Source organism: Moraxella nasibovis, assembly GCF_029581575.1.
Classification (GTDB): Bacteria; Pseudomonadota; Gammaproteobacteria; order Pseudomonadales; family Moraxellaceae; genus Moraxella; species Moraxella nasibovis.
Map to the genome: position 1 here is coordinate 431,204 of NZ_CP089975.1, position 16,646 is coordinate 447,849.

Here is a 16,646-nt window from a genome sequence, read left to right on the forward strand (position 1 = left end):
ATGAAAAACGATAATTTTCAATTAGACCTTAGGTTGGATTATATTGCTACACTCTTGTCTAAAATTAGCCATAAACGTTTGGAGCATTATGCTGTTTCAAGAATATGGCACTCGCTAAATGATATTGAGATAGAGATGGTAGCACAGCAATATGTGCAATCAGTTCTTGATGAAAAAAAATCTTGTCATTTTTTGACTGACATATATTTTCCACAAATTGATATTCATATTGAAGTCAATGAGCCTTTTCATTATCAATATGATGAAAAAATCAATGCTGATACCGTCCGTAATCAACATATTAAAAACCATAGCAAAAATATTTTTGTTGTGGATTGTACAAAAGATATTGAAAATATTCATCAGCAAATTGATGATATTGTATCAAAAATTAAAGAAATGATTGACACACAGAAGCGTAACGGAACTTTTGTTGCTTGGCAACTTGATAAATTTAGTCAACCAAGTTATTGGCAAGAAAAACAAGAGATTAGTAGCACCAATAAAGTTTGGTTTCGTACTGTGGAAGAGATTTGTGAATTGTTTGATGCAGATTTTCAAAAAACAAAAAGAGGGTTTTTAAGAAAAGGCTCTATTCATCACCCTGTAAATACTGATTTGGTGATATGGTGGCCTACTGACGGCGGTAAAAAAGATGCTTGGCAAAATCGTAGAGAAAAGGATATTATCATAGAGTATCACAGTAAAGATGAGAAAAATAAAGTTCATATTGATTTATTTTCTCAAAAAATAGAAACAAGAGCGGTATTTTATCGTGAGAGAGATATTTTAGGCTTTGATTTTTATCGCTTTATAGGTGTTTTTCGTAACAATCAAAAATACGAAAAAATAAATAATGCGGTTGTTTGGCAAAAAATTTCTAACACCTTAAATGTTGTTACTGGACAATATAATTTGGAGAAAAACAATGAACTTTGACACCCTAATCATCAACGCCAACATCGCCACAATGAACCCCGAATTTGGCTATGGCAATAACAATCCCTATGGCACGATTATCAATAGTGCGGTTGGCATAAAAGACGGCAAAATTACTTTTGTTGGGCAAATAGAGAATTTGGGAGAATGCTCTGCCAATAAAGTCATTGAACTAAAAAACCACTGGCTGACTCCTGCCTTATTGGATTGCCATACCCATTTGGTGTATGGTGGCAATCGTAGTAATGAATTTGAAATGCGTCTTAATGGCGTGGATTATACCGAAATTGCCAAAAATGGCGGTGGGATTTTATCTACTGTGCGTGCCACTCGTGAATTAAGTTTTGATGAGCTTTATGAATTGAGTGCTATTCGTTTAAAGGATTTTATCAATCAAGGCGTGGGTACGATTGAAATAAAATCAGGCTATGGACTTGATTTGACAACCGAAAAGAAAATGCTGATGGTGGCTAAAAAATTGGGCGAAGAGTTTAATGTTAATGTGCAAAAAACTTATTTGGCTTTACACGCTCTACCGCCTGAATATAAAGATAAGGCGGACGACTATGTGGAATTAGCCTGTGAATGGTTAAGGCAATTACACGCTGAGAATTTAATTGATGCGGTGGACGCCTTTTGTGAAAACATTGCCTTTAATCGTGAACAGGTTTCTAAATTATTTAGTGTCGCCAAAGAATTAAACTTGCCTGTCAAACTGCACGCAGAGCAACTCTCCGATATGAATGGGGCGGGACTTGTGGCCGAGTTTAATGGTTTATCGGCTGACCATATTGAATATTTGTCCGAAGAAAATATTAAAAAAATGAGTGAAAAAGGCGTGGTGGGTGTCTTATTGCCAACGGCATTTTATACTTTAAAAGAAACCAAAGTGCCGCCCATTGACTTAATGCGAAAATATAAGGTCAAAATGGCGGTTTCTACCGATTGTAACCCAGGGACCTCGCCGTCCACTTCGCTACTTTTGGCGATGAATATGGCGTGTACGCTGTTTAAACTCACGCCAGAAGAATCTTTGGCAGGCGTTACGGTTAATTCCGCTAAGGCATTGGGGCTTGAACACTCTAAAGGGCAAATTAAAGTTGGAATGGATGCGGATTTGGTGCTTTGGGACATTGACCGACCTGCCGATTTGTCTTATCTGATTGGGCAAAATCGTTTGTCGGGACTTTGGTTGCAAGGAAGAGAGATGAAAATAAACTGATTCTTTTAAGATTGCTCCCTTGACAAGGTTTCACTAAGATGTCATAATTTTTACCAAATTTTTCTGTCAAGATACCCGAGGATTTTATGGTTGGTCAAAAAGGATTTACCTTGATTGAGTTGCTCATTGTCATTGTAATCATTGGCGTGCTTGCGATGTTTGCCATCCCTCAGTTTCAAAATCGCACCGCAGTTGCTCAGGTCAGCCGTGTGACGATGGAGACGAGCCAGATCCGTAGTGCGGTTGACATCTGTTTGTTGCAGGGCAATGGCGGTGCAGAGTGCCAGCTTGGTTGGACCAAGAGCAATCTGATAGAAGATAATGGTACGACACCTGCCGCTACTGAAAACAATCCTGCCACTGGACAGTCGGGATTGGAGGTTACTTTGGGTAATACTTCAACCATTGAAGCCACACTGGGTGGTGATTCGGCCCGCTCTTTACATGGTAATAGAATTCTTTGGACCCGTGATGAGAATGGTACTTGGACTTGTACCACGAATGTTGATGAGGATTTGCGCACCCAAGGGTGTGGCGCCATGACAACTCAATAAAATCATTGCTATAGCCATAATAATTTGATATAATAATGCGTCTATTTTTTATAGGCGTATTTTTTTATTAACACTACACACACAAAAGTCGCGTCAGCAAAAAATAACGGGGTGTTTGAAGGCTTGATTAATTCATCATTATGATGGATGCGTGTCTTTGGATTCGGTATTTTGCTTTTGTGGAGGCGTAACCCAAACTTAATTTAGGAACTTTTATGTCAGACAAAAACCCAACTCAAATCTCAATGCGTGATCTGCTAGAAGCAGGTGCTCACTTTGGTCACCAAACTCGTTTTTGGAACCCAAAAATGAACCAATATATCTTTGGTGCCCGCAACCGCATTCACATCATCAACCTAGAGCACACTGTTAAGCAATTCAACGAAGCATTGACTTTTGCTAACCAGCAAGCTGCAAACCGCAACAAAATCTTATTTGTTGGTACTAAGCGTGCTGCAAGTGGTGTGATTCGTGAGCAAGCGCAGCGTGCTGGCATGCCATACATCGACCACCGTTGGTTGGGCGGTACTTTGACCAACTGGAAAACCATTCGTCAGTCTATCACTCGTCTAAAAGAGCTAGAAAAGCAAGCTGAAGACGGTACTTTTGCTAAGCTAACCAAGCGTGAAGCCCTAGAGCGTACCCGTGACATGGAAAAGCTAGAGCGTGCATTGGGTGGTATCAAGGAGATGGGCGGTCTGCCAGATGCGCTTTTTGTTATTGATGTGGATCACGAAGCGATCGCCATCAAAGAAGCGAAAAACCTAGGCATTCCTGTCATTGGTATCGTTGATACAAACTCTAACCCTGACAATGTTGACTATATCATCGCAGCAAACGACGATGCGATCCGCGCGGTAAGCCTATACGCAACTGCAATGGCAGACGCCATCATCGCTGGTAAAGAGTATGCCAAGACTCAAGGTGGCAAATCTGAGCTAGAAGAAAGCAAAGCTGCCAACCGTGAAAACGCTACGGCAGAAGTAGAAGATAAAATCGACCAAGCAGGTCAAGTGGTTAATAACTACTAATCAAAAATCTCACAGACTCGTTGGCTGTCATTTGTTGGGCAGCTGATGAGTCGCTTTACAAAGATAAAATAAAAGGCTGTAATTATGTCTCAAGTATCTGCAAAAACCGTTAAAGAGCTTCGTGACCGTACTGGTCTTGGCATGATGGAGTGCAAAAAAGCACTAGAAGAAGCTGGTGGCGACATCGAGCTTGCCATTGACAACCTGCGTAAATCAGGTCAAGCAAAAGCTGCTAAAAAAGCAGGCAACATCGCTGCTGACGGTGCGATCATCATCGCTCAAACTGCTGGCAAAGCATTGCTACTAGAAGTAAACTGCCAAACTGACTTCGTTGCTAAAGACGAAAACTTCACCGCATTTGCAAACAAAGCGGCTGAGCTTGCTTTGGCAAACAACACCACTGATGTAGAAGCCATCTCTGCATTGCCTTATGGCGACGGTCAAACCGTAGAAGAAGCTCGTATCGCTTTGGTTCAAAAAATCGGTGAAAACATTCAAATCCGCCGCGCCGAAGTCATCGAAGGTGCTAACTTGGCTGCATACCGTCACGGCATCCGTATCGGTGTTGTGGTATCAATGGAAGGTGGTTCTGATGAGCTTGGCAAAGCGGTTGCCATGCAAGTTGCAGCGTTCAACCCATTGGCAGTAAATGAAGATTCAGTACCTGCTGACATCCTAGCTCGTGAAAAAGACATCATTGAAGCTAAAGCCAAAGAATCTGGCAAGCCAGAAGCAGTGATTGAAAAAATGATCACTGGTGGTGTTCAAAAATACCTAAACGAAGTAACTTTGGTGAATCAGCCTTATGTGATTGACAACGAGAAGAAAGTTGGTGATGTACTAAAAGCTGAAAACGCAACTGTACTAAGTTTCAAACGCCTAGAAGTTGGCGAAGGCATTGAGAAAAAGCAAGAAGACTTCGCTGCTGAAGTTGCCGCTGCTCAAGCTGCTGCTAAGGCATAATCATTGTTTAGATGATCAAAAACGCACCGAATTTTGGTGCGTTTTTTGTTGCTGGCTTATTGGTGTAAAATGCTGCAAACACCATGCAAAATTTTTTTTAAAAAATGTTAGGTAATGAGTTAAAAAACGAAGTACAATATCAGAGTATTTTGATGTTTTTATATAGCTACCGAATGGTAAAATTATCACAGCATTATGTGATGTCGTAGGTTGAGTAAAGCCAAACCCAACAAATCCAAAGATTTTCAATAAAATTTTGGGTTATGCTCAGCTCCCCAATCTACAAAAGCTGTATTATTTTATTGGTTCGGTGGGTGCAATCGTATGAATCTGCTTGGGAGTGAATCATGAAATTTGATAAAAACGAATTTATTCAGTTGTTGCTTGACTATCAGGTATTGAAGTTTGGCGAATTTACCCTAAAATCAGGTCGTATCAGTCCTTATTTTTTTAACGCAGGATTGTTGTCTAGTGGTCGGGCGTTGGATATGCTGTCGCACGGCTATGCGGAAGTTTTGGCAGGGGTGCTCGCAAATACGCCAAATCCGACCATTTTTGGGGCGGCGTACAAAGGCATTCCTTTTGTGGCGACGACGGCACAGACTTTGTGGCAGGCTCATGGCATTGATGCCTCTTGGGGTTATAACCGCAAAGAAGCCAAAACGCACGGCGAAGGCGGTAATTTGGTCGGTGCGGACTTGGCAGGCAAATCGGTTTGGGTCATTGATGATGTGATGACCGCAGGCACAGCGGTGCGTGAGGTGGTTGGGATTTTGCAAAATGCAGGGGCGAGTCTTGCAGGCATCGTCATCGCTCTTGATCGCAAAGAAAAAGGACAGGACGAGCGTTCGGCAGTGCAGCAGATTCAAGATGATTTTGGTGTGCCTGTGCATGGCTTGGTCAGCATTGATGATATTATTGAGTTTTTGAAAGCAAAAGGCGAGACGGAGCATTTGGCAAAAATGCAGGCGTATCGTGAGCAATATGGGGTATAAATTTTAATGAAATCTCTTAACTTTCTAATCGTCATGGACGACATCGCTGGCATCAATTATAAAAAAGACACCAGCCTTGCGATGGCGTGGGCGATTAAAGATAGAAATCATTCATTAAGCTATTGTCAAATTAATGATTTGTGGCTTAATAATGGCGAGCTGATGATTGATTGTCAAAATTTAGCAGTGTTTAAAAACCCTGACAAATTTTATGAATTGGGCGAAAAAAATACCGTCAAAGCGACTGATTTTGATGTCATTTTAATGCGAAAAGACCCACCTTTTGACATGAAGTTTTTATATGCTCTATATCTTTTAGATTATGCCAAACGAGCAGGCGTCATGGTGGTGAATGACCCAATGAGCGTCAAAGAGTGCAATGAAAAATTATTCGCCACGCAATTTGCCCATTTAATGACCCCAACCGTTGTCAGTCAAAAACAATCACATATCCGTGAATTTATCAAAACGCATGACGATGTGATTGTCAAGCCGCTTGACGGCATGGGCGGAATGGGGATTTTTCGTTTAACGGCGGACAGTCCAAACATTGGGGCAACGCTTGAGGTTTTGACCCAAAATGAGACCTTGCCAATCATGGCTCAAAAATTTATCCCCCAAATTAAAGACGGCGATAAACGCATTTTGATTGTCGGTGGCAAGCCTGTGGATTACTGTTTGGCTCGCATTCCAGCAACGGGCGAAACTCGTGGCAATTTGGCGGCTGGCGGCACAGGTGTGGCAATGCCTTTGAGCGAACGAGAAAGACAGCTTGCCAATGAAGTCGCTCCGATTTTATTAAAAAAGGGTTTATATTTTGTGGGGCTTGATGTGATTGGTGGCTACATTACCGAAATCAATGTAACAAGCCCAACTTGCGTGCGTGAAATTGATGAGCAATACGGCACGCAAATTGCGGTGGATTTTATTGAGTTTATTGAAAGCTTGCTTGACCAATAATTTGCTTGACTGGCAATTGACTCGTCTGATTGTCTTGTAAATTTTGATTGTTATGGACTGCTCATGAAGAATTTTGTGAGCAGTTTTTTTAAGCGATTTATTATGATAAGCTTTGTTTTTGTGGACTTATTAAGTCATGATCGGGATGATCACTGGAACAATCGTGATGTTAAACCCAGCATTGCATGGGGTGTGTGGGTCAAGTTTTGAGTTATCCTGAGCGCCTCATAGGTTGGTTTTTAAATTTGTGAGTGTGCCTTTTGGGTGGTCTGAGATTTGATTTGCCATGAGTGATTGGCGTGGGTATTTTTGTGTTTTTGTGAATCTTTCATGTTGCATTCATCAAATTGTCATAAAAAATTCTTATGCTATGCGTACCGAGTTTATTTGTGTATTTTGCCAGATTTTGGAGGACGCCATGCAATCACACGGTCATCATGAAGAAGTTATTGAAGATTCAAACCCAACCGATAATTCAGAGTTTAATGCGCTGCTTGTTAAGAGACGCTCTTTTTTGAAGGGTGGCGCAGGCTTGACGGCGGCGGCTTTTTTTGGTAGTTTTCCGCTGTCATCGTTTGCTCGTACTGAAGAGGTTGGGGTAAATTTAGCGCGTCCAACTTCGCTCAAATTCTCCGCCGTACCACACTACACGGGCGATGACATGCTGGTGGCAGAGGGTTATCGAGCTGAGCTGATTTTACCGATGGGTACGCCGATTGTCGATGGCGTCGAGGATTGGAGGGATGATCGCATGGTGCTTGGCGAATCTTTTAAATACCGCATGGGCGACAATCATGATGGCATGTGGTTTTTTGGTCTAAATAATCACGGTTATGACCCTAAGCACTCTGAGCGCGGTCTGCTTGCCATGAATCATGAATACACCAACCCCAACCTAAATCCCATTGAAAATTACACCAAAGACGACCCATTAGCAGAAAAAATCTACCAAAAAAGACGACTGGCATCTGATGTTCGCCGTGAGATTCATGCGCATGGAGTGTCGGTGGTGGAGGTTAAGCGCACGCCAACAGGCTATGAGATGGTCAAAAATTCACCATTTAACAAGCGTTATACCAGCGGTACGCCAACCAAACTGTCAGGCGTGGCAAAAGGCAGTGAGTTCGTTAAAACCAAAATCGACCCTCAGGGTCTAACAAGTATCGGCATCAATAATCAGTGCGGCGCAGGTCTGTCGCCTTGGGGTACTTATCTGACCACCGAAGAGAACTTTTTGAATGTCTTTGCGCGCGGTGCGGACAAGACGGTCATTGGCGATAAAAACGACAAACGAGCCTCTCGCTATGGACTTAAAGAAAATACCATCGGTGATGACGCCTATGCTTGGCACACACCAACGGATGGCGAGGCTCATGAGTTTGAGGTGTGGGATGCCACTGCCAAAGCTGAATCTGTGCTTGCTACCGATGATCATCGCAACAATTTTAATACCTTTGGCTACATTACCGAGATTGATCCTTTTGCACCTAAGTCACAGGCGGTCAAGCGAACGAGTTTGGGTCGCTTCGCTCATGAAAACTGCGCCTTTGTGCCGCCTAAGCAAGGCGAGCAGTTGGTATTTTATATGGGTGATGATGCGCGCGGCGAATACATTTATAAATTCGTCTCTGACGCCAAGTGGTCCAATATCGACATCGGCGGTGGCCTAAAAGCAGGCGATAAATATCTGGACAAAGGCGCGCTTTATGTGGCAGTATTCCATGAGGATGGCACAGGGGAGTGGCGAGAGCTTTCCAAGGAAAATCCTGCATTGGCAGATTTTACAAGCGATGCTGAGATTGCGGTGTTTGCCCGACTGGCTGCCGATAAAGTGGGTGCAACTAAGATGGATCGACCTGAATGGGTGTCAGTCAGTCCCATCACCCGTGAGGTGTATGTTACTTTGACCAATAATTCTAGACGCAAAGAAGAAGAGGTGAATGCGGCAAATCCTAGAAGTTATGATGGTAAGGGTAATCAGCATGGACACATCATCCGCTTTGCTGAGACGGATGGGCAGACGGGCGGTCGCTTCCGCTGGGACATTTATTTGTTCGCCTCGCCATTTGACAAAGCTGAGCAAAACTTATCTAAACTCACCGCAGACAACGACCTATCCTCACCAGACGGCTTATTCTTTGATCCTCGTGGCGTATTGTGGATTCAGACAGACGATGGCGCATACACCAGCCGAACCAACTGTATGCTTCTTGCCGCCTTGCCTAACAAAATCGGCGATGGGCGCAGCTTAACCACCAGCGTGGGCAAGGAGACGCACATGGGGGCGGTCGCCACGCCTGATACGCTAAGACGCTTTTTTGTTGGTCCGCAAGGTTGCGAAGTTACAGGCATTACCATGACACCTGACTGCAAAGCGCTTTTCATCAACATCCAGCACCCTGAGGGTAGGTTTGGTGCGGTAGCGGGCGGGCAAACACCCCGTTCTGGCACGGTGGTCATCACGAAAAAAGACGGCGGCGTGATTTTGGGCGAATCGTTGATGTGATGACATGGCAACACACCAAATGACATCCAAAGCGGCAGCATTTGTCGGTTAATTTGCCTGCCTAGGCTTTTGCTTGTTGGGCATCTGGGCGCTATGGGCGTTGGATTCTGTGATTGTGCAGGCTAAGGGCGGAAGATATTCCGCTCTTTTTTATGATAAAATGATAAGAAGAAGCGCGCTTGCCTTAAAAGTCATTTTCGGCGCTTTGCTACCACAAATCACCTAAAACCCAACGCCAACATTTTTTTAAATTTTATCATACCATTTGCTATGAATATTGATGTCGTCATTCCTTGTTATAACAGCCAAAACACGCTGACTCGTGCGGTGGATAGTGTGCTGTGTCAGGATAATCTTGGCAAAATTTATCTGATTGATGATGGCTCTGTCGATGAGACTTGGCAAGTGATGAGTGCTTTGCAACATCAGTATCCTGATACCATCCATGCCGAAAGACTGCCTGCCAATAAAGGCGTGGCGACGGCTCGTAATTGGGGTGCGATGCTTGCCAAGTCAGACTTTGTGGCGTTTTTGGATGCAGACGATGCGTATCAGCCCCAAGTGCTGTCTGCGTGTGCGATGGTATTTGAGCATTTTGAAGTGGGTGTGATTCGCTTGCCGATGATGCCGATTGGTCTGCCTGATAAATACGCTCATCATGCCGATTTTGCTAAGGCGTGGCGTACCTTTGAGATGACGGCTGGCAGTAATATGGTGTTTTATCGTCCGTACTTTTTGGCGTTGGGTGGTTTTGATGACGATGAGATTTTTAAAAAATTTGGTGGCGAAGACGGCTCGCTTGGGCTTGCGACCATTGATACGGCGACCGTTGCCACGCTGTTTGATAATGATGGTTTTGATGTTGGCGTGAATTATTATTGTCATGACAATATGCACGCACGCCATTTGTTTGATGCCATGCTCTTTGGCGAAAGTAGCCGTGATATTGCTGACGATGACTTGTTAAAGGCAAATCAATCCACCCAAAACGCCATCAACCGTGTGCAAAAATTGCAACGAATTTTAAATGCTGGGCGTGGAAAAAAGCCGATGGTTTTATCCTAATATTGTCTTTTTGGTGAAATTTTGTAAGGCGTGCAAATTTCCCTTGTAATTATGCCAATTTTGTTTCAAAATATCGTGTTAAACAAATTTTATGAAAATGAACGAATTTTAAGGATTTTTTATGAATGTCTTGATGATGGCAGCTGGTACGGGCGGTCATGTGTTCCCTGCGTTGGCGGTGGCAGATGAATTGACCAAGCGTGGGGCGAGAGTGCATTGGCTGGGCACGCCTAATGGCATGGAAAATGAGCTGGTCGCCAAGCATGGGTATGCCATGCACCACATTGAGATGCAGGGATTGCGTGGTAAGGGCTTGGCTCGCATGGTGAAATTGCCGTTCATGTTGCTAAAAGCGGTGATGAGCGCCAAAAAAATCATCGCCGATGAGCGCATTGATGTGGTGGTGGGCTTTGGTGGCTATGTGACCGCACCAGGAGGACTTGCGGCAAAACTTGCCAAAAAGCCACTCATTATTCACGAACAAAACGCCATTGTTGGCATGAGTAATAAGAATCTGGCTCGTCATGCTGATAAGATTTTGCAAGCCTTTGATGGGGCGTTTGGCGATGGCTATGGCTCTCGCCTGATGACGGTGGGCAACCCTGTTCGTGCAAGCATCGCTCAGATTCCATCGCCACTGACACGCTACGATGATGATGACACATCGCCATTAAAGGTGCTGGTCGTGGGTGGCAGTCTGGGTGCCGCTGCAATCAATAAAGCTGTCGTAGATATGTTTGGCTATCTAAATCGCCCGATCAGCCTGCGCCATCAATGCGGCAAGGACAATTATGAGGACATGCTCGTGGCGTACTCTCGTGCCAATATTGATACCACTCGTCATGTCTTTGAAGTCATGCCTTTCATCGACGACATGGCGGCGGCGTATGCGTGGGCGGATGTGATCGTCTGCCGAGCGGGTGCTTTGACGGTGACAGAGATTGCCAGTGCGGGCGTGGCTTCGATTTTTATTCCACTGCCACATGCTGTTGATGACCATCAGACCGCCAATGCCAAGAGCTTGACGGAAAAGGGCGCTGGCATTTTGCTGCCGCAAAGCGAGCTTTCGGGTGCGACTTTAGCGACCAAACTTGATGAACTGACTCGCAGTGAGTGCAAACAAATGGCAGTCAAAGCCAAAACCTACGCCAAAGAAAATGTCGCCCAAAATGTGGCGGATGTTGTGCTTGCAAGTGTGAAAAATTAAAATTTATCTTGTAGGGGCTTGATGCTTATGCCAATTCTTAAATTATTCGGAATGACTTTTGAATGGCATGATGATAAATTTGCATTGGTTCATACTCAGCGTGGCATTACATTAGAAGAAGCGGCAAGCGTATTCTTTGATGATTATTATATTGAAAAAGAAGACTTTGGCGAATATGATGAACAAAGAATGCTAACAATCGGTATGAGTGAAAAGGGTAGATTGTTGGTCGTGGTTTGGACGCAAAGAGATGATATGATTCGTGTGATTACAGCATTTTTCCCAACAAAACACCAAGAAAAGGAGTATGTAAATGCAAGATATTGATTTGGAATACGAACGCTATAAAGATTTTGATTTTAGCGGGGCGACTCACACCAAAAACCCAAAAATTTTAGAAATGCAAGCCAGAAAAAAGGCTTACGACAAATTTATGACATTTTTTGATACGGAAGTGCGAGAAATTATTTTAAATCACGACACGCCGCAAGACAGAATGCGATTAAATGCGGTGATTAAGGCGTTATATGTCAATGTTTAAAGTAAGGCGTGTATCGCACGCCGCATTTTTTTAAACTTGATATGGAGTAAAAATGGCTAACAATTTTGTACCAAAAAATAAATACAAACGAAATGATGTTTTGGATCTGCTAGGCATTGAAAAAGACAGCAATGGTAAACGGGGCGGCGTGTATGCTACGGGCTATTTTAAGTTTGAGAATGCTTACTATGTTTTTGTTAATATTGGTATAGAAGGCAGAACGGGTCATGATTATGACAATAAATTTTTGTCCGAAACCGAATTATACTGGTTTGCCAAAAGTAACGCCAAAATAAACCAAGCTCAAATACAAGAATTATTAAATCACAAAACTCAAATACACTTATTTTATCGGGAAGATAATAGGGTGGAATTTATTTATTTTGGTAGGGTAAAGGCGGCTTCTTATCAAGATACCAAGCCAGTCCAAATTACTTGGAAACTTGTTGATTGATAATGCTGTATTTATTGCACCGCAATCAAAGATTGATTTTAAAACTTAGGAAACTTTAAAATGAACCATAAGCTCCCCAAACAACTCATAGAAATCCCTGAAATGAGACGAATTAACACCATTCATTTTGTCGGCATTGGCGGTGCTGGTATGTGTGGTATTGCCGAAGTGCTTGCCAATCAAGGCTACCGTGTGACTGGCTCAGACATCAAAGAAAGTGCCGTTACCAAGCGTTTGGAGAGCTTGGGTATTACTGTATTCATCGGTCATGATTCAGGTAATGTCAAGGACGCTGATGTGCTGGTGGTCTCTAGTGCGATTGATAAGACCAATCCTGAGATTCAAACCGCCCTGCAAGCTCGTCTGCCTGTGGTGCGTCGTGCTGATATGCTCGGCGAGCTGATGCGTTATCGCCATAGTATTGCGGTGGCAGGGGCTCATGGCAAGACCACGACCACAAGCCTTTTGACCATGATACTGACCGAAGCTGGACTTGATCCGACTTATGTGATTGGTGGGAAATTGAATGCCAGTGGCAAAAATGCGTCTTTGGGTAGCTCTCGTTATCTGGTGGCAGAAGCGGACGAGTCTGATGCGTCGTTTTTGTCATTGCGTCCGATGGCGGCAATCGTCACCAACATTGACGAAGACCACATGGATACTTATGAAGGCAGTTTTGAAAAACTCAAACAAGCCTACATTCAATTTTTGCAAAATATGCCGTTTTATGGATTGGCGGTCATCTGTGGCGATGATAAAGAGCTGTATGGCATGATTGATGACATTGCTCGTCCTGTGCTGACCTTTGGTTTTGCACCGCATAATGATGTGCAGGCGGTGGATTTGTTGGCAGAAGGTACAAAGACGCATTTCACGGTGCTAAGAAAAGACCGTGAGCCACTTCGTTTGACACTCAATATTCCAGGCGAGCATAATGTGCTAAATGCACTGGCTGCCATCACTTTGGCGACCGATGAAGGCGTAGATGATGATGCCATCGTGCGTGCGGTGGGTAAGTTTGCAGGCGTGGGCAGACGCTTTGAACAGCAGGCAGATGTGGCGCTTGATGGCGGTAATGTGCTGCTGATTGACGATTATGGTCATCATCCGACCGAAGTGGCAGCGACCATCAAAGCCGCTCGCCAAAGCTATCCTGAGCGTCGTCTGGTGATGATGTTTCAGCCGCATCGCTATAGCCGTACTCGTGATTGCTATGATGACTTTGTGTCGGTGTTGTCTGAGGTGGACGAGCTGCTATTGATTGAAGTGTACAGTGCTGGCGAAAGCCCGATTGAAGGGGCGGACAGTAAAGCTCTGGCTCGTAGCATTCGTCATCGTGGGCGTGTGGAGCCGATTTATATTAAGCTTGACGAAGTGCCGCAAGTCGTCCGTAAAGTCCTGCGACCAAACGACCTGCTCATCACGCAAGGGGCGGGCAATGTGGGGCAAATTTGCCTAGATTTAAGAGATCATGATTTGTATTTAGAGGGATGATATGCAAACCAAACCCATTCAAGATACTCATCAAGCCATTCATTATTTGCAATCTTTACCAGTCAATTTGCAACAAGAATTGGTGGATTGGATCAATGTGTTTCAACAAAAACACAGTGATGATGCAAAGCCAGCCAAAAAACGCACCGCAGGCACATTAAAAGGTAAAGTGGTTTTTGCGGATGATTTTGATGAACCGCTCGATGATTTTAAGGGTTATATGTGAATGTATTTGTTGGATACGCACGCTTTATTATGGTTTTTGCAAAATGACAAACAACTTGGCAAAACTGCTCTTGAAATTATTGAGCATAATGATGTTTGTGTCAGTATGGCAAGTTTGTGGGAAATTGCTATCAAAAATAGTTTGGGTAAACTAGAATTGCCCTTGCCTTTTGATGAGATTTTTCCCAAGCAATTATTAATAAATGATATTGCGATTTTGCCCATTGAATTGATGCATTTAAAAATGATCAATAAACTGGATTTTTATCATAGAGATCCGTTTGACCGCTTAATCATTGCCCAGGCGTTGAATAATGATTTAACTTTAATTAGTAAAGATGGTAAATTTGCCGATTATGACGTAAATTTATTGTGGTAATTTAAATAAAAAAGAGAAAATTTATGACTGATGTAACTAAATTTGGCAAAGTCGCTGTCGTCTGTGGCGGTACAAGTAGCGAGCGAGAAGTGTCGCTAAACAGCGGTAAGGCGGTGCTAGACGCTCTTTTATCAAAAGGCGTTGATGCTCATCACTTTGACCCAAAAGAGACCGACATTTCAAAATTGCGTGAATACGACCGTGTGTTTAATGTATTGCACGGCACTTTTGGCGAAGATGGCAGTTTGCAAGGCGTGTTGGACGGCTTTAATATCCCTTATACAGGCTGTGGCGTGCTGGCAAGTGCGATTGCGATGGATAAATTCCGTTGCCGTTTGGTTTGGCAGTCGTTAGGCTTACCCAATGTGCCGTATGTCGTGCTAAATGACGACAGCGATTTTGAGGCGGTGGAGAAAGAATTTGGCTTGCCACTGTTTGCTAAGCCTGCTGCCGAAGGCTCAAGCGTGGGCGTGATGATGATTGAAGAGGAGGGCGGTTTGGCAAAAGCCTATCCACAGCTCAAACAGTATCATGGGGAGATTTTGGCAGAAAAAGCCATCACAGGTGGCGAGTACGCTTTGGCATTGCTGGGTGATCAGGCGCTGCCTTCGATTCGTATCATTCCTAATGGCAAGTTTTATGATTATGAGGCGAAATATCTTAGAGATGACACGACTTATCAATGTCCGTCAGACTTAAGCGATGAGCAAGAGCGTGAGATGGGCGAGCTTGCCAAGCGTGCGCTGGATGCGATGGGTGGTCGTGGCTGGGCTCGTGTGGATTTTCTAAAATCGGACGATGGCAAATTGTACTTGCTAGAAATCAACACCGTTCCTGGCATGACCGATCACAGCCTTGTGCCGATGGCGGCAAAAGAGGCGGGCATGGGCTTTGCTGACTTGTGCGTAGAAATCTTATCGCAGACGCTTTGATTTGCCTTTTGCCTTTAATACAAAAAAATACAAAAAGCCGAAAAACTAATTTTCGGCTTTTTTGTTTTAATCGAGAGTACCGTCTGTCAATTTGGATAAGTCAAACCATGATGCAGTCTTGAAAGGGTAAATTTGCAATTTATTGTTATGGATTCATGGTAAATTTTTTATCAAATTTAACTCCTATGGGTGAGGAAAAATACCCACACACCATCTGATGGCGCAGCTTATACCATTTAAGTATGACAGCTTGATGAATGAACTGTAACCTGATGTAAAAATTGACCTTTTCTGTAAGATTTTGCTTGGTGTTGCTTGCAAAATGCGTTACTATATGCAAATTTATCATTGCTATCACAAAAACTCATGAATGTCCATCCCAAAACCATAAAAAAACCAACCATCAAGACATGGCAAATGTCTTTGCTTGCGCTGCTTGTGCTTGTGGCGGCGGTTTTTTTTGGGATGCGTGCCGTCAGTCAGGCGCCAGCTAAACCGCTCGTCATCGACCCACAAAATCTTACTCAGACACAGCTGACTTCCTTGCAATCAGCGGTAGCGCCGATTGGCGAGGTGCGGTTTTTTTCGGCAGACTTGACCGCCATTCAGCACCTTGTCAGCCAGCTTTCGTGGGTGGAGAGTGCGAGCGTCAAGCGTGACTGGCAGGAGGGCGTGGTGGTGTCTGTCGTGCCAAGGCAAGCGGTGGCAAATTTTGGTAGTCAGCATCTCTTGGACGCCAGCGGTCAAGTCTTTGTGCCTGCTGACGAGCATGAGCTCATGGATCGCTCGCTTGTGCATTTGTACAGCAGTCATTCCAAAGATGCAGGCGAGATGATGAAACAAATGCGTCAAATCAATGAATGGTTTGCACCGCTTGGCATGACTGCCCAAGATGTGACTTTGACTTCTCGTCAGACTTGGCTGATTCGTTTTGATAATGGGCTGCGTGTGATTGTCGATCATGAGAATACTGAGCAAAAATTGTTCGGTTTATCGACACTATTACAAAGCAGTTTGGCGGCTGATTTGCCAAATATTCAGTCGGTGGATTTGCGCTATAAAAATGGATTTGCCATCGCTTGGAAGGGTGGGGCGATACAGGCGACATCAAAATCGGGCGCTTGATGTGCCAAATTTAACAACTGATGTGCAAATCTGATAAAAGTTGCTACAAAAGTT

The 16,646-nt window shown here is 43.9% G+C and carries 18 protein-coding genes; all 18 read left to right on the forward strand.

Features of this window, described 5'->3' with window-relative positions; translation table 11 throughout:
• The 18 genes from LU290_RS01925 to LU290_RS02010 all read left to right on the forward strand — a co-directional run bounded on the left by LU290_RS01925 (position 1) and on the right by LU290_RS02010 (position 16,592).
• Positions 1 to 939, forward strand: a complete 939-nt coding sequence (locus tag LU290_RS01925; protein WP_277808887.1) for an AbaSI family restriction endonuclease — start codon at positions 1 to 3, stop codon at positions 937 to 939.
• A complete protein-coding gene (gene hutI / locus LU290_RS01930) occupies positions 929 to 2,161 on the forward strand; it encodes an imidazolonepropionase (protein ID WP_277808888.1) in 1,233 nt (410 codons plus the stop codon). Before LU290_RS01925 ends, hutI begins: the two co-directional genes overlap by 11 nt.
• A gap of 86 nt (positions 2,162 to 2,247) precedes the next feature.
• Positions 2,248 to 2,715 (forward strand): pilin, encoded by a 468-nt coding sequence (locus LU290_RS01935; RefSeq protein ID WP_277808889.1) that lies wholly within the window; start codon positions 2,248 to 2,250, stop codon positions 2,713 to 2,715.
• A 215-nt stretch (positions 2,716 to 2,930) separates the two neighbouring features.
• A complete protein-coding gene (gene rpsB / locus LU290_RS01940; RefSeq protein WP_277808890.1) occupies positions 2,931 to 3,746 on the forward strand; it encodes a 30S ribosomal protein S2 in 816 nt (271 codons plus the stop codon).
• An 84-nt stretch (positions 3,747 to 3,830) separates the two neighbouring features.
• Positions 3,831 to 4,709, forward strand: coding sequence for a translation elongation factor Ts (gene tsf / locus LU290_RS01945; RefSeq protein WP_277808891.1), 879 nt, complete (start codon positions 3,831 to 3,833; stop codon positions 4,707 to 4,709).
• 347 nt (positions 4,710 to 5,056) lie between these two features.
• A complete protein-coding gene (pyrE, locus tag LU290_RS01950) occupies positions 5,057 to 5,704 on the forward strand; it encodes an orotate phosphoribosyltransferase (protein WP_277808892.1) in 648 nt (215 codons plus the stop codon).
• Between the two features lie 6 nt (positions 5,705 to 5,710).
• Positions 5,711 to 6,664, forward strand: coding sequence for a glutathione synthase (gshB, locus tag LU290_RS01955; protein ID WP_277808893.1), 954 nt, complete (start codon positions 5,711 to 5,713; stop codon positions 6,662 to 6,664).
• 418 nt (positions 6,665 to 7,082) lie between these two features.
• The gene (locus tag LU290_RS01960) at positions 7,083 to 9,170 is read left to right on the forward strand and encodes a PhoX family protein (RefSeq protein ID WP_277808894.1); all 2,088 of its coding nucleotides are present in this window, start codon (positions 7,083 to 7,085) and stop codon (positions 9,168 to 9,170) included.
• A gap of 270 nt (positions 9,171 to 9,440) precedes the next feature.
• Positions 9,441 to 10,235: a glycosyltransferase family 2 protein gene (locus LU290_RS01965; protein ID WP_277808895.1), complete on the forward strand. Its 795-nt coding sequence runs from the start codon at positions 9,441 to 9,443 to the stop codon at positions 10,233 to 10,235.
• A 121-nt stretch (positions 10,236 to 10,356) separates the two neighbouring features.
• Positions 10,357 to 11,442 (forward strand): undecaprenyldiphospho-muramoylpentapeptide beta-N-acetylglucosaminyltransferase, encoded by a 1,086-nt coding sequence (gene murG / locus LU290_RS01970; RefSeq protein ID WP_277808896.1) that lies wholly within the window; start codon positions 10,357 to 10,359, stop codon positions 11,440 to 11,442.
• A 21-nt stretch (positions 11,443 to 11,463) separates the two neighbouring features.
• Complete coding sequence (locus LU290_RS01975; RefSeq protein WP_277808897.1) at positions 11,464 to 11,769, forward strand: BrnT family toxin; 306 nt, start codon at positions 11,464 to 11,466, stop codon at positions 11,767 to 11,769.
• Complete coding sequence (locus LU290_RS01980; RefSeq protein ID WP_277808898.1) at positions 11,756 to 11,983, forward strand: hypothetical protein; 228 nt, start codon at positions 11,756 to 11,758, stop codon at positions 11,981 to 11,983. The genes LU290_RS01975 and LU290_RS01980 overlap by 14 nt, the downstream gene beginning before the upstream one ends.
• A 52-nt stretch (positions 11,984 to 12,035) precedes the next feature.
• Entirely contained in the window at positions 12,036 to 12,437 is a 402-nt protein-coding gene (locus LU290_RS01985; RefSeq protein ID WP_277808899.1) for a DUF3427 domain-containing protein, read from the forward strand.
• A 60-nt stretch (positions 12,438 to 12,497) separates the two neighbouring features.
• A complete protein-coding gene (gene murC, locus LU290_RS01990; protein WP_277808900.1) occupies positions 12,498 to 13,931 on the forward strand; it encodes a UDP-N-acetylmuramate--L-alanine ligase in 1,434 nt (477 codons plus the stop codon).
• 1 nt (position 13,932) lies between these two features.
• A complete protein-coding gene (gene vapB, locus LU290_RS01995; RefSeq protein WP_277808901.1) occupies positions 13,933 to 14,157 on the forward strand; it encodes a type II toxin-antitoxin system VapB family antitoxin in 225 nt (74 codons plus the stop codon).
• The gene (locus LU290_RS02000) at positions 14,158 to 14,535 is read left to right on the forward strand and encodes a type II toxin-antitoxin system VapC family toxin (protein WP_277808902.1); all 378 of its coding nucleotides are present in this window, start codon (positions 14,158 to 14,160) and stop codon (positions 14,533 to 14,535) included.
• 23 nt (positions 14,536 to 14,558) lie between these two features.
• Positions 14,559 to 15,467: a D-alanine--D-alanine ligase gene (locus LU290_RS02005; protein WP_277808903.1), complete on the forward strand. Its 909-nt coding sequence runs from the start codon at positions 14,559 to 14,561 to the stop codon at positions 15,465 to 15,467.
• Between the two features lie 417 nt (positions 15,468 to 15,884).
• A complete protein-coding gene (locus LU290_RS02010) occupies positions 15,885 to 16,592 on the forward strand; it encodes a cell division protein FtsQ/DivIB (RefSeq protein ID WP_277808904.1) in 708 nt (235 codons plus the stop codon).
• Positions 16,593 to 16,646 lie beyond the last annotated feature (54 nt).